Origin of the sequence: Sphingomonas sanxanigenens DSM 19645 = NX02, from assembly GCF_000512205.2 — a bacterium.
GTDB classification, from domain to species: domain Bacteria; phylum Pseudomonadota; class Alphaproteobacteria; order Sphingomonadales; family Sphingomonadaceae; genus Sphingomonas_D; species Sphingomonas_D sanxanigenens.
The window spans coordinates 4060270-4073032 of record NZ_CP006644.1 but is presented as its reverse complement, the minus strand read 5'-3'; the positions used below and the strand labels follow the sequence as shown (position 1 = coordinate 4073032).

The following is a 12763-nucleotide window of genomic DNA, read 5'->3' as shown; positions in this document are numbered from 1 at the left end:
AAAGCCTATCGTGTGGCCGCAATGCTCAGAAAAGGCATTGGTGAGACAGGATCAAGCTGGAGCAAAGCAGTGATGAATAAGCCGGAACTTCTGACGCCCGGGAACTGTCAGATCATCTTCATTGATCATCAGCCGCAGATGGCCTTTGGCGTGCAGTCGATTGACCGGCAGGTGCTGAAGAACAACACCGTAGCGCTCGCCAAAGCCGCGAAGCTCTTCGGCATCCCCGCCACGATCACGACGGTCGAAACCGAAAGCTTCTCCGGTCACACCTATCCGGAACTGCTGGCCGTTTTCCCCGAGCACCCCCTGCTTGAGCGCACCTCGATGAACTCTTGGGATGACCAGAAGGTGCGCGATGCCCTCGGGAAGAACGGACAGAGAAAGGTGATCGTGTCCGGCCTCTGGACGGAGGTCTGCAATAACAGCTTCGCCTTTTCCGCGATGAGCGAGGGCGACTACGAAATCTACATGGTCGCCGATGCCTCCGGCGGAACGACTAAGGATGCGCACGACTACTCGATGCAGCGCATGATTCAGGCGGGTGTGGTGCCGGTCACCTGGCAGCAGGTCGTGCTCGAATGGCAGCGCGACTGGGCGCGCCGGGACACCTATGACGGCGTCATGAGCATCGTGCGGGAGCACTCCGGCGCATATGGAATGGGCGTCGATTACGCATATACCATGGTCCATAAAGCGGCGGAGCGCGTGACGCACGGACCCCGCCTCGAGCCCATGGCGGCTAGATCGGCTGGTATTGCCGCGGCTTAGCCTTTGCAATGTGCCGGCATCGACAGACCGCTCCCCCCAGCCGTCTGCCGCTGTCGCCACATGCGGGGGGCCTGTAATGCCCCACCCCGCGGGCCCCCCGCCCCTGCGCCGGTTGCTGCTGGTTCGACCTGCCGCTGCCTGCGCCGCCCCCGATCGTCGGCGCATTGCTGGTTGTCTTCAGGGCGCTCGGCTTTTTTGGCACCGCCTGCCCATGCCGGCGCTGGCGATCGGTTGGCTGAGCAGCCAGGCCGCGCTGTGGCGGCCTTCACGGTCATGGCGACGCTGATCGGCCGTTCCGTCTGGGGCTTCGCAGGCGGCGGTTTTCGCCGGCAGTTCACGACCGCAAGGGAGCATTTCGCCATCGTCGGTGGTCTCGTCGCCGTCTCGGCTGCCGGACTGGGCGCAGTCCGCTTTCAGCTTCGGGAGCATGGATCATGATCATCGTTTGCAACCGACAATCGCGCAATCTGCAGCTTGGCCACGACCATGGGTGGTCCCGTCCGCCCGAAGATTGGTAGCCTATGAGGTGGAGCTTCGCTTCGGTTGCGGCAGCCGCAGCCACGGTCATTCCCGTCACCGCCCATGCACAGCCCGGCACGGATGTCACGCGCGCGCCGACGCTCACCGTCGAGCGCTATTCGGAAGACTGGTCGCATCTGGCCGATCCCGATCTCCGCACGGGAAGATGGACGGAGCCGTTCAAATATATCGAGTTGGACAAGAATGCGTCCGTTTACCTGACGACGGGCGTGGAGGCGCGTTCCCGGTTCGAAGGATATGCAAACACGGATTGGGGGGCACGCCCCGACGATTCCTATGTTTGGCACCGGCTGATGCCTTATGCCGATCTCCATGCCGGAAAGGTGCGCCTGTTCGCTCAGCCGATCCTTTCCGCAATCTCGGACGTGGACCGGCCCAAGGCGCCGGTCGATACGACCGGTGTCGATATATTGCAGGCGTTCGCCGAAGTTGAGCTGGATATCGCAGCTCGAACGTCGCTCCGGATCTCTGCCGGCCGCAAGCTTCTTTCCCTTGGCGCTGGTCGACTGATCGACACGCGCTATGGCCCCAATGTCCCACAGGCTTTCGACGGCTCTGAAGCAAGGCTGACAGGTCCGACCTACCAGATCACGGCCATTTACGTCCGGCCGGTCGATACTTCGCCTGGCGGCTTCAACGATCGCACCTCCCGACAAAAGGCGGTGTGGGGTGCCTATGCGACAAACTGGTTCAAGGGCGACCGGAAGTCGGGCATCGACCTCTATTATCTTGGATATCGCGACGCCGCCGCCGTCTTCGACCAGGGCGCCGACAAGCAGATGATCCATTCCTTCGGTGCCCGTTTGTTCGGCGACACAGGGAAGCTGCACTGGAACCTGGAAACTCTGCTCCAGCGCGGGACATTCGGGGATGGGCGAGTGGCGGCGTGGGGTTTTGCCAGCGAGATCGGATATCGCTTCACCCAGACGTCGCTGCGGCCGGAAATCGCGCTGACGACGGACGTCATCTCCGGCGATCATGATCCTGATGACGCAACCCTGGGCACCTTCAACCCCATGTTCCCAAGAGGATCCTATTTTGCGTCCCAAGCGCCCATCGGCCCGCGCAATATCATCCATATCCAGCCATCGGCCACTATCCACCCGCACGAAGCCGTCACCTTGTCGTTGAAAGGCGTGGCCTATTGGCGGGAGAGCAGGCACGACGGGATCTACGCGATCCCCGGTTTCCTGGTGCGCAGCGGCCGGCACAGCGATGCACGGTTCGTCGGCAAACAGATCGAATTCGCGATGGCATGGCAGGCTACGCCCGAACTGAACCTGTCGGCGTCGATGAGTTCGTTTGCTCCCGGCCGCTTCATTCGAGAGACAGGTCCGGCGCGGACGATGCGCGTGGCCGGTGGCATGGCCAACTTCCGGTTTTGAAGGCGCCATGTCCTCTCTCTCCCCGTCCAACCCCTCATTGCGCCTGTAAGGAAGATGCATGGAAATCGGTATCGACAGCTTCGCAGCCATTCTCCCGGACCCGGTAACGGGCGAACGCCCATCGCCGGCCGATCGCATGGCCGCCCTTCTGGCTGAGGTGGAAGCGGCCGATCGGGCCGGCATCGACGTCTTTGGCATTGGCGAACATCATCGCGCCGAATTCCTCGATTCCGCGCCCGCCATCATCCTGGCAGCGGCAGCGGCACGCACCAGCCGCATCCGCCTGACCAGCGCGGTCACGGTCCTGAGCGCGGCTGACCCGGTGCGCGTCTTCCAGGAGTTCGCCACGCTCGATCTCATCTCGAAAGGCCGCGCGGAACTGGTCGTGGGCCGGGGATCCTTCGGTGAAGCCTATCCGCTCTTCGGCCTCGACACACGCGCCTATGACGATCTCTTCGCGGAAAAGGTCGACCTGTTCCTCCAACTGGGTGAGAGCACCGAAATCACGTGGCAGGGCCGTTTCCGGCCCGCGCTGCACGGCCAAGGCATCTTCCCGCGTCCGCATCAGCCGAGATTGCCCGTCTGGATCGGCGTGGGTGGCACGCCCCAATCCTTTGCGCGGGCAGGTGCCCTTGGCCTGCCGCTGATGGTCGCCATCATCGGCGGCACGTTCGACCGGTTCCGTCCGTTGATCGACCTTTACCGGGAGGCAGGCGCACGCGCGGGCCATAGCCCCGAAAGGCTGAAGATCGGCGTCCACGCCATGGGGTTCGTCGCCGAGACCGACGGAGCCGCAAGGGACATTTTCTTTCCCGGCTGGTTGCACTTGACGACGACGATCGGGCGCGAACGCGGATGGTCGCCGCCAACGCGCGAGCAGTTCGACAATACCGCCAGCTTCGAAGGCGCCTATCTGATCGGAGCACCTGCAACGGTTGCGGCAAAGCTACGCCGCCTCGACGAGGTGCTGGGCGGCGTATCGCGCGTGACTTTCCAGATGAGTACGGCATCGCTGGAAACCGAAGCAATGATGCGCTCCATTGCACTGCTCGGCACAGAGGTTGCGCCGATGATCAGGGCAGCACAGTGACGCGTGCGCCTCTCGCCGCGACGGCCGACATGGCAATGGAGCGCTGCCCCGTGGGCATGACGCTAACCGTCACCGATCCGAATTTGCCGTCGAGCAGACGCGCGCATATTTGATTTTTATTGCCTCATGAATTTGATGTGATTCACAGATAAGCTCGGCATGATCATGAATTTAACTATATCAAGGTGAATTATCATGACCATTTCGGAAAAATATAATTTCATCATACCATTGATCAATTGCGACATCTTTCGCGCGCCATATGCGCCCACACTGGGCGGCCTTCGGAAATTTGGCGCCACGGCGCTGCTGGCGGCAATCGCTGCGCCGGTCTTGGCAGCGGGCGACGCCGCAAGGCCCCCCCGGTCCGAGGAAGCGCCCGAAGTAAGACTAACCGACAAGATTGTGACTCTGCCTATCGTTATGGTGCGAGAATATCCCTTCATCGAAGGCTCAGCCGCCGGCGTCAGAGGCAAATTCATGCTCGACACCGGTATTGAATCGGCGCTGTCGATCAACGATCATCGCGTGCCGGTAACGGGCGCACGAACAATCGGCACGGGATTTTTTGGAAGCGGGCAGACGTTCGAGATTCATCTCGTGCCCGAAGTGCGGGCCGTTCACATTGGCGGGCTGTCTTACCCGAGCGTAACCCTCGTCACATCCAAGGATTCCCGTCTGTTGGAAAACGACGTCACCCCGGATTTCATCGGCTGGTTCGGCTACACCGCCTTTGCGAACCACGCGATGAAGCTCGATTATCGAAATCTACGTGCAACCTTCTACAAGCATGGCGAGGCTGATTATCTGAAAGGGGAGCGCGTGATCGCCGAACTGCCGTTCGAGACCCGCAAGCTGCCCAATATTCCCCTTGTGCCGGGCTACATCGGCGACATGCCCGTCATCACCGACTGGGACACCGGCCAATATGGGAGTCTCCGCACGAGCGAAGCGGGCAAGGCCCGGTTGCTAAAAGAAGGCCGACTGACCCCATCGAAAACGAAACCGGACAGCTTCGATCTTCATGGCTGGGAGTTGAGCGGCCATCCCATGCCCGACCTGAAGGGCATCGAGGTCGAAACAACGCCTTCCCCCGCAGCCGCGCCGATCGGCATCACCGAACCTGACCTGTTGTCCCTCGGCTATAACATCTTGAGCCAGTTCAAAACGGTGTGGGACTATCCCCGTAAGCGCATTTATCTGCTCGTCCGTTGAGGATTGGCAAGCGTTGCACCGACGCTGTTTTAAGATAAGCGTATCGCGCGGTGGTCTGGACCTGTGTGCGGGCCGGCAGTTTTCCGATCGTCGTCAGTAATTACCCCTTTCGAGAGCGTCCGAAACGAAGGAATGACGCAGATCGTGAATGTGGACATCGTCGAGTTTGGCGCGCCTGCGGAGCCGTTGCCAAGGGCGCTGCACATCGGTCAAATACTGTCCTTCGACATCGCCAATGATGACATAAGGTTTGTCTGACCCCTTTGATATGCGCTCAAGCAATGTGCCGCAATTTTCGAACGCGCTTGATTACGGCTGGTCGTCAGAATACGGCTTTGAGATAAATGGGCAGCTGCCAAGAAAGTTCTGCAGCATCTCTGTGAAGACGCGCACCTTGCGTGCTGGATGTGGGCTATGTGGGCGCACAACGAACATTCCCGCTATCGGCAGTGGGTGTTGCGGCAAAACTCTTATCAGAGCCCCGCTTGCCAGATGCTCATGGGCAATGCCGTCGGGCAGCCTGGCTATGCCCAGCCCCGCTATGGCCGCCGTCATTAAGGCTATGATGTTGTCCGCTTTCAATCGCCCTTGGGGTCGAACCATGACGGCTTTATCGCCGTCCATCAACTGCCAAGCTTCCGTTCCATGCATGAGAACCTCGTGATCGAGGAATTCCTCGAGCGTTTCGGGGGCGCCGTGAGCGGCGACATAAGCCGGGCTTGCCACGAGCGAGCCATAGATCGGCCCGACGCGCTTAGCGATCAGATTTGAATCCTCAAGATAGCCGACACGAATTCCGCAGTCGAAACCCCCGCCGACCAGATCGACATAATGATCGCTGTAGGAGGCGTGGATTTGCAGGCGTGGGTGCTGCACAGCCATATCTGCGATGACGGGTGCGAAGATCGTTGGGACGAAGGATAGAGGCGCCGTAATACGTAACAGCCCTTGAAGATCTTCTTCAGGAAGGATCGCTTCCCGCACCGCGTCGAGGCCGGCACAAACCCCCATGGCATAGTCACGGAACGCACCGCCAGCTTCGGTAAGCGTGGCGCCGCGCGTCGTGCGCGCAAGGAGCTGGATGCCCAACTCTTCCTCGAGGCGGGCGAGCCGGCGGCTGACCAATGACGCCGTCTCGGCGGCGCTGGCGGCGTTGGATCCGTCGCAGTGCAGATCGCGCGCCAGCGCACCGACTTGACGGTGATCGCGACCGCCTCGCGCCCCGAAACGCAGGATTGGGTGAAGGAGCTTGGCGCACACCACGTCCTGGATCATTCGAAGCCGCTGGCGGCGCAGGTGGAGGCGCTTGGCATCGGCGCAGAGGGAGCAGCAAGCCGGCGGCAGCCCGGTCCATGTCATATAATGTTTAACCTGCCAGTATGAGATCGGCGGCCTTCTCGCCGATCATCATCGAGGCGGCATTGGTGTTGCCTGTGACGATGGTCGGCATGATCGAGGCATCGGCGATGCGCAGCCCGGCAACGCCGCGGACGCGCAGTGCCGCGTCCACCACCGCGCCGGGATCGTCCGCCGCGCCCATCCGGCAGGTGCCGACAGGGTGGAAGATCGTCGCGGCACGTTCGTACAACCATGCGTCGATCGCGGCATCGCTTACCGCATCGGCGCCCGGCTCGTCCTCCGCGATCCGCCACGGCGCCAGCGCAGGCTGCTCGCCGATCGCCCGCGCAAGGCGGACGGCGGCGCGCAAAGTCGCGACATCGCCGGTGGTGGCGAGGTGGTTCGGGTGGATTTCAGGCGGGGCGAACGGATCGGCCGAACGCAGCCGCACGGTGCCGCGGCTCTCGGGATGCAGCGCGATCATGTCGATCGAGAAACCATCGAACGGCTGCATGCCCTTCTGCCCGTGGTTCACCATCGCCCCGGGAATGAACTGGATCTGCACGTCGGGCCGGTCCAGTTCGGGGCGTGTGCGCAGAAAGCCGCCCGCCTCCAGCGAGTTGCTGGCGCCGAGCCCACTGCGTGACAGCAGATAGCGTAGCCCGACAAGGCCCGCGCGCCACCCCTTCGTTCGGCTCCACAACAAGGGCAGGCGAGAGCGATACGTGACGGCGATATCGACATGATCCTGCAGGTTGCGCCCCACCCCCGGCAGCGCCGCAACGACAGCCAGGCCGAGCGCGCGCAGATCCTCCGGATCGCCGATCCCGGACAGGCCGAGCAGTTGCGGCGACTGCATCGTGCCCGCGCACAGGATGATCTCGCGATCAGCGGCAATGCGGCCGGGCGTGCGATCCTTGCCGCGGACATACTCCACCGCGACGGCGCGGCCGCCCTCCACCACGATCCGCGTCACGTGCAGCTCCGTCCCCGCCGTCAGGTTGGGTCGCTTCAGTGCCGGCAGCAGAAAGGCGCGCCGGGCGCCCGCACGGCGGCCGCCCTCGATGTTCACCTGATAACGGCCGACGCCCTCCTGATCGCGGCCGTTGAAATCGTCCGTCTCCGGGTGACCCGCCGCGCGCGCCGCCGCGATGAAGGCGCGATAGATCGGATCGTGCGAGGTGCCGTAGCGCACCGGCAACTCACCGCCCTTGCCATGCCACGTGTCCGCCTCGCCGCAAAAGTCCTCCATGCGGCGGAACAGCGGGAGCACATCGTCGTAACTCCAGCCGGCCAGTCCCATCTGCCGCCATTGATCGTAATCCGCGCGGTTGCCGCGAACGTAGAGCATGCCGTTGATCGAGGAGGAACCGCCCCACCCCTTGCCGCGGGGCACGAACATCCGCCGCCCGCCCAACGCCGCAACCGGCTCGCTCTCGAACGCCCAGTTGCTGGCGTTCGCGGCCCGCATCAGTGTCGCCATGCCGGCGGGCATCGTGGCGAGCAGCCCGGCATTGCGGCCCCCCGCCTCCAACACCACCACGCGGGTGCCCGGATCGGCGCTCAGCCGGTTGGCGACGACACAGCCGGCGGAGCCTGCGCCAATCACGACATAGTCGGCGGTATCCGGCAGCGCGCTCATGCCGCGTCACCGCGCATGTCGATGTCGTGGATCGGATCGCGGCCGTCCCACCTGGCCGCCTCCGCGAGTCCTTCGTCGATCGTTGCGTGCATGCCGGTCTCCTCGATCGGTTCGTAACAGCTGCCGGAATCGCCGGGGTGCTGCAGGAGGCCTCGAGTAAAGGCCGCGCCGTTCATGCCGCCGTCGCGGGCGCCGCCTGCGCACCCCGCACCAGCCGGCCCGGGCGGGCGGCGGTCGGCGCGCCCCGCTCGGCGATAATCTCGCCCGCCACGATGGTCAGGTCGTAACCGTCCGCGCCCTGGTCCAGCCGGCGTCCACCGGCGGGCAGGTCGCTGCGCAGCATCGGCTTGTGCAGAGCCACGCGGTCGAGATCGATCACGTTCAGATCGGCCTTGTATCCCGGCGCGATCAATCCCCGGTCGGCCAGCCCCACCACCATCGCCGGATCGCGCGCCAGCATCCGCACCGCCTGCGCCAGCGGGAACCCGTTCGCCCGGTCACGCACCCAGTAGGCGAGCATGAAGGTGGGGTAGCTGGCGTCGCAGATCGATCCGTAATGCGCGCCGCCATCGCCCAATCCCAGCACGGTGGCGGGATGCGCCATGATCTCGCGCACCGCATCCAGCCGGTTCTCGTGGAAGTTGCCGAGCGCGACGTACAGCATCGCGCGGCCGCCCTCCTCCAGCAGCAGGTCGTAGGCGATCTCCTCCGGGGTGACGCCGGCGCACACAGCGCGCGCGGCGACGCTTTCCGAGGCGGCGGGTTCGTACACCGGCGGATCGCCGAGCGGGAACATGAACGGCCAGCTGCGCCCCATCGCGGCCAGCGGATGCCCCACCGCCGGCTGCTCCGCGATCAGCCGCGCGCGCATCGCCGGATCGCGCAGCGCCGCTACCTTCTCCGCCAGCGGCAGGCGCGCGATCGGCTGGAAGCTCGGCGAGAGCGCGAACGGGTGGGTGGAAAGCTCCAGTCCCACGATCATGCCGATCGGCCGGGGGAAGATCTGTGCGCTCAGCACCTCGCCCGCCGCCTGGGCCTCGTCCAGCGCATCCAGCACCGGCCGCCAGATCGGCGGGCCGCCGTTGGGCGCGCCGAAGGTGAAGGTGGCGGGGCGCCCCGAACGGCGGATCACGTCGCGCAGCATCGCGAGTTCCTCGTCCCAGCTGCGCTGCGGCACGTCCATCACCGCCTGCACGATGCCGGCGCCCGCGTCCGCCAGCCCCATCGCGATCGCGGCGAGTTCCTCACCCGATGCCTCGAAGCTGGGGATCGGGGTGCCGTTAGCGGTGCGGTGGATGAACGTGCGCGACGTGGCGAAGCCGAGCGCGCCGGCCTCCACCGCCTCGCGTGCCAGATCGCGCATGCGGCGCAAGTCGTCGCTGGTCGCTGCCTCGCGCGCCGCACCCCGCGCGCCCATCGCATAGACCCGCAGCGGGCTGTGCGGCAGGTAGGCGGCGACATCGATATCGCGCGGCCGCGCCGCCAGCGTATCGAGAAATTCGGGGAAGGTTTCCCAGTCCCACGGCAATCCCTCGGCCATCACCACGCCGGGGATGTCCTCCACGCCTTCCATCACCTCGATGAGCAAGTCATGGTCAGCCGCCCGGCAGGGCGCGAAGCCGACGCCGCAATTGCCGATCACCACGGTGGTGACGCCATGCGCGGACGATGGCGTCATTCTCTCGGACCACACGGCCTGTCCGTCATAATGGGTGTGGATGTCGACGAAACCGGGGGTGACGATCCGCCCGGTCGCGTCGATCTCATGCAAGCCGGGCCCGTCCACGCGGCCGACGGCGGCGATGCGGCCGCCGCTGAGGGCCACGTCGCCGGTGAAGGGTTCGTCGCCGCTGCCGTCGACGATCAGGCCACCACGCAGCACGAGGTCATACGCTGCCATTTGACGTTCTCCCGTCATGGGGCCGCCGCTCAGCGATCGGCCGCGGCGGCGAGCCGCCGATATCTCGGTCACGGCGCCAGCTTGGCCGGTTCGCCCGCCAGCAGGATCGTCTTCGATTCGAGATAGGGCGGCAGTCCGCATCGCCGGTCGGGATGCGCGAGCGCGATCCTGTCGGGAGCAGTCGCCAAGTTTCTCTCCGGTAGTTGTCATCGGCCGCGCCGATCGGCCATTGCGGCTTTCAGATATCCCCGCCAGTTACGCATGTGAAGGGGTTTGTGGTCATATATTTACATATTGCGTATCTTTGCGGCCGTCCTCGTCCTGACTATATACCTCGACGCAGGCATGACGGCAGTCCCGTCCACCTGCGCCGAATGGCACGATGGATGGCCGCACCGACCCCAGGCATCGTGTTCGCGCCGGCCTGGCCGCTGGCGGGCATGATCGCGGCGCACGCCGGCGATGCGTTCGATCATCCTTCGCCGCTCGGAGACGTTCAAGCTGTCGAGCGATCCGCGCAGCGTGTCCGCCTCGACGGGTCAACCGAAGATCGAGACCGTCTGGCTGCCCGTCATCACCCCCGCGCCGGCCCGGTTCCAAACCCGCATCGCCTGGCTGCTGACCCCGCCGGCGGCATGTTCCGCGCGGGACTGGAGCAGCCACCAGCCGTCCGTCGTGGCCGGCGCCGGGGTGAGCAGGTTCACCGTCCAGTTGGCGGAACTGATCGGGGCAGGGCGGGGCATCAGCGGTGTGGCGCCCGGCGGCAAGGCATCGCCGACCAGCAGCATCTCGGTCGCCGCGTCGAGGCCGTCGCGGTCGCGCAGGCGCACCCAACGGAGCAGTTCGGGGTGGCCGCGTTCGCTGAACGGCAGGCCATGGCCATAATCCAGCCGCTCGGTGAAGGCGGGCGCGCCGTCGCGCATCGCCGGCGCCGCGTCTTCGGGGGCGGGGACTTCGGGCATGGCCGGCGCGTCGAACTGCACCTCCGATGCGCGTTCGTCCATGAACAGGAAGGTCGCGCTCAGCGCCACGGCATCCCCGTTGAACAGGTCGGCGCGGACGAAGGCGCTCGTCCGGCCGCGCCTGAGCAAGGTCGCCTGCGCGAAGAGGGCACCGGAAACCGGGCCGACGAAAGCGATCTGCGCCGCGCGGAGCGGCGGCAGATCGGGCTGGACGGAGCGCGCGGCGCGATAGGCGATCGCCGCGCTCAGCCCGCCATAGGCGGTTCGGCCCTGCGTCCAGCCCTCGGGCAGGTCGAGTTCCAGCCGGCCGGGATCGCGACCGGCGGCGTCGAGCAGCGCGGCGATGCCTACCATGCCGCACCGCGCTGGTCGCCGGGGCGCTTGACGGTGGGGTGCGAGGTTGAGAGCCCGCCATCCACTGCGATCGCCTGGCCATGGACATAGCTCGCCGCGTCGGAGACGAGGAACAGCGCCACCTCCGCGATCTCCTCGGGCTCGCCGCCGCGCAGCAGCGGGTTGAGCTGGCCGATCCGGTCGAGCTTGCCGGCGGCGCGGGCATGGTCATAGGCGGCACGGGTCATGCCGGTCTCGATCAGGCCGGGGCAGATCGCGTTGATCCTGACGCCGGTGCCGGCAAGCTGCTGCGCCGCGGTCTGCACGAGGTTGATCACCCCCGCCTTGGATGCAGAATAATGCGCAGGCCCGGCGCCCGATCGCAGCCCGGCGACCGAGGCTGTGCACAATATTGCACCGCCGCCGAAGCCGGCGATCCGCGGCGCGGCATGTTTCACCGTGAGGAAGGGGCCGATCAGGTTGACCCGCAAGGTTTCCGCCCACACCTCCGGCGTCGTGTCGAAGATGCCGCCGGACGCCTGGCCGACGATGCCGGCATTGGCATAGAAGATGTCGATCCGCCCGAAGGCGTCGACCGCGCGCTCGATCGCGGCCGCCACATCCGCCTCGGCACCGGCATCGCCCTCCATCGCGATCGCGCCATCGCCGATCCCGGCGGCAACCTCATCCACCGCCGCCGCCCGATCGAAGGCGAGCACCCGCGCCCCCGCCGCGGCGAAGCGGCGCGCGCTTGCGCGGCCGATGCCGGACGCGGCGCCGGTGACCACCGCGACCTTGCCCGAAAGCACGCCGCTCATATCGTCACGCCGCCGTCGACCACGATCGCCTGGCCGGTCATCCACGCCGCCGCCTGCGAGGAGAGGAACACCGCGGCGCCGGCGATGTCGCGCGGGTCGCCCAGCCGGCGCATCGGCGTGCGGCTGGCGGTGGCGTCGTGCGTGGCGGGATCCTCCCACAGCGCGCGCGCGAAATCGGTCTTCACCACGCCGGGCGCGATCGCGTTGATGCGGATATTGTGCCGGCCGTTCTCGACCGCATAGTTGCGCACGAGCTGGAAATCGGCCGCCTTGGAAACGTTGTAGCCGCCGATCGTGTCCGAACCCCTGAGCCCGCCGATCGACGAGATCACCACGATCGCGCCGTCGCGCTTCGCGCGCATGTCGGGCAGCGCGAGCTGGATCAGCCAGTGGTTGGAGAGGATGTTGTTGTCGAGGATCTTGCGGAACTGCTCGTCCGAGATGCCGTCCATCGACCCGTAATAGGGATTGCTCGCCGCGTTGCAGATGAGCACGTCGATGGGGCCGAGCGTGCGCTGCGTGCTCGCCACCATCTCCTGCAGCGCCTCCTTGGAGGAGATGCTGGCGGCGATCGCCGTCGCCGCGCCCGGCCCGTGCTTCGCGTTGATCTCCGCCGCCACCGCCTCGCACGCATCCTGCTTGCGGCTGGAAATCACCACCTTCGCGCCATGCGCCGCCAGTTCCTCGGCGATCGCGCGGCCGATGCCGCGCGACGATCCGGTCACGACCGCGACCTTGCCCTTCAGGTCGAACAATTCCATCACTCTCT

Annotated in this window: 13 protein-coding genes and 2 pseudogenes; 8 read left to right on the top strand and 7 right to left on the bottom strand. The window is 65.6% G+C overall.

The annotated features are described in order from the left end of the window. Window positions 1-72 precede the first annotated feature (72 nt). The 7 genes and pseudogenes from NX02_RS18445 to NX02_RS33925 all read left to right on the top strand — a co-directional run bounded on the left by NX02_RS18445 (window position 73) and on the right by NX02_RS33925 (window position 5259). Window positions 73-771: a hydrolase gene (locus NX02_RS18445; protein ID WP_025293676.1), complete on the top strand. Its 699-nt coding sequence runs from the start codon at window positions 73-75 to the stop codon at window positions 769-771. A 119-nt stretch (window positions 772-890) separates the two neighbouring features. Then, a pseudogene (locus NX02_RS34090) lies at window positions 891-1010 on the top strand (hypothetical protein); the annotation flags it as partial. 34 nt (window positions 1011-1044) lie between these two features. Then, a complete protein-coding gene (locus NX02_RS18440) occupies window positions 1045-1209 on the top strand; it encodes a hypothetical protein (protein ID WP_158014068.1) in 165 nt (54 codons plus the stop codon). Between the two features lie 83 nt (window positions 1210-1292). Beyond that, a complete protein-coding gene (locus tag NX02_RS18435; RefSeq protein WP_025293674.1) occupies window positions 1293-2696 on the top strand; it encodes an alginate export family protein in 1404 nt (467 codons plus the stop codon). Between the two features lie 58 nt (window positions 2697-2754). After that, complete coding sequence (locus NX02_RS18430) at window positions 2755-3786, top strand: Atu2307/SP_0267 family LLM class monooxygenase (RefSeq protein WP_025293673.1); 1032 nt, start codon at window positions 2755-2757, stop codon at window positions 3784-3786. 195 nt (window positions 3787-3981) lie between these two features. After that, window positions 3982-5001, top strand: coding sequence for a hypothetical protein (locus NX02_RS18425; RefSeq protein WP_158014067.1), 1020 nt, complete (start codon window positions 3982-3984; stop codon window positions 4999-5001). A 132-nt stretch (window positions 5002-5133) separates the two neighbouring features. Next, entirely contained in the window at window positions 5134-5259 is a 126-nt protein-coding gene (locus NX02_RS33925; protein ID WP_281178227.1) for a hypothetical protein, read from the top strand. Window positions 5260-5310: 51 nt separating this feature from the next. On the opposite strand, the gene NX02_RS18420 is transcribed toward NX02_RS33925, so the two are convergent. Further along, entirely contained in the window at window positions 5311-6126 is an 816-nt protein-coding gene (locus NX02_RS18420) for a LysR family transcriptional regulator (protein WP_342671316.1), read from the bottom strand. A 9-nt stretch (window positions 6127-6135) separates the two neighbouring features. On the opposite strand from NX02_RS18420, the pseudogene NX02_RS34030 reads away from it, so the two are divergent. Beyond that, window positions 6136-6321, top strand: a pseudogene (locus tag NX02_RS34030) (zinc-binding dehydrogenase); the annotation flags it as partial. A gap of 46 nt (window positions 6322-6367) precedes the next feature. On the opposite strand, the gene NX02_RS18415 reads toward NX02_RS34030, so the two are convergent. The 6 genes from NX02_RS18415 to NX02_RS18395 all read right to left on the bottom strand — a co-directional run bounded on the left by NX02_RS18415 (window position 6368) and on the right by NX02_RS18395 (window position 12755). Beyond that, window positions 6368-7981, bottom strand: coding sequence for a GMC family oxidoreductase (locus NX02_RS18415; protein WP_039996680.1), 1614 nt, complete (start codon window positions 7979-7981; stop codon window positions 6368-6370). Continuing rightward, window positions 7978-8157: a hypothetical protein gene (locus NX02_RS32560; protein WP_158014066.1), complete on the bottom strand. Its 180-nt coding sequence runs from the start codon at window positions 8155-8157 to the stop codon at window positions 7978-7980. The genes NX02_RS18415 and NX02_RS32560 overlap by 4 nt, the downstream gene beginning before the upstream one ends. After that, entirely contained in the window at window positions 8154-9881 is a 1728-nt protein-coding gene (locus NX02_RS18410; protein WP_025293670.1) for an N-acyl-D-amino-acid deacylase family protein, read from the bottom strand. Before NX02_RS18410 ends, NX02_RS32560 begins: the two co-directional genes overlap by 4 nt. 539 nt (window positions 9882-10420) lie before the next feature. Beyond that, a complete protein-coding gene (locus tag NX02_RS18405; protein WP_025293669.1) occupies window positions 10421-11197 on the bottom strand; it encodes a thioesterase family protein in 777 nt (258 codons plus the stop codon). Further along, the gene (locus NX02_RS18400) at window positions 11191-11994 is read right to left on the bottom strand and encodes an SDR family NAD(P)-dependent oxidoreductase (protein ID WP_025293668.1); all 804 of its coding nucleotides are present in this window, start codon (window positions 11992-11994) and stop codon (window positions 11191-11193) included. The genes NX02_RS18405 and NX02_RS18400 overlap by 7 nt, the downstream gene beginning before the upstream one ends. After that, the gene (locus tag NX02_RS18395) at window positions 11991-12755 is read right to left on the bottom strand and encodes an SDR family NAD(P)-dependent oxidoreductase (protein WP_025293667.1); all 765 of its coding nucleotides are present in this window, start codon (window positions 12753-12755) and stop codon (window positions 11991-11993) included. Before NX02_RS18395 ends, NX02_RS18400 begins: the two co-directional genes overlap by 4 nt. Window positions 12756-12763 lie beyond the last annotated feature (8 nt).

Excerpts from the sequence above, each read along its gene's own strand:
- NX02_RS18440 (WP_158014068.1), top strand. The coding sequence starts at position 1,045 with ATGGCGACGCTGATCGGCCGTTCCGTCTGGGGCTTCGCAGGCGGCGGT.
- NX02_RS18425 (WP_158014067.1), top strand. The coding sequence starts at position 3,982 with ATGACCATTTCGGAAAAATATAATTTCATCATACCATTGATCAATTGC.
- NX02_RS18435 (WP_025293674.1), top strand. The coding sequence starts at position 1,293 with ATGAGGTGGAGCTTCGCTTCGGTTGCGGCAGCCGCAGCCACGGTCATT.
- NX02_RS18430 (WP_025293673.1), top strand. The coding sequence starts at position 2,755 with ATGGAAATCGGTATCGACAGCTTCGCAGCCATTCTCCCGGACCCGGTA.
- NX02_RS18395 (WP_025293667.1), bottom strand. The coding sequence starts at position 12,755 with ATGGAATTGTTCGACCTGAAGGGCAAGGTCGCGGTCGTGACCGGATCG.
- NX02_RS18410 (WP_025293670.1), bottom strand. The coding sequence starts at position 9,881 with ATGGCAGCGTATGACCTCGTGCTGCGTGGTGGCCTGATCGTCGACGGC.
- NX02_RS18445 (WP_025293676.1), top strand. The coding sequence starts at position 73 with ATGAATAAGCCGGAACTTCTGACGCCCGGGAACTGTCAGATCATCTTC.
- NX02_RS18415 (WP_039996680.1), bottom strand. The coding sequence starts at position 7,981 with ATGAGCGCGCTGCCGGATACCGCCGACTATGTCGTGATTGGCGCAGGC.
- NX02_RS33925 (WP_281178227.1), top strand. The coding sequence starts at position 5,134 with ATGACGCAGATCGTGAATGTGGACATCGTCGAGTTTGGCGCGCCTGCG.
- NX02_RS18405 (WP_025293669.1), bottom strand. The coding sequence starts at position 11,197 with ATGGTAGGCATCGCCGCGCTGCTCGACGCCGCCGGTCGCGATCCCGGC.
- NX02_RS32560 (WP_158014066.1), bottom strand. The coding sequence starts at position 8,157 with ATGAACGGCGCGGCCTTTACTCGAGGCCTCCTGCAGCACCCCGGCGAT.
- NX02_RS18400 (WP_025293668.1), bottom strand. The coding sequence starts at position 11,994 with ATGAGCGGCGTGCTTTCGGGCAAGGTCGCGGTGGTCACCGGCGCCGCG.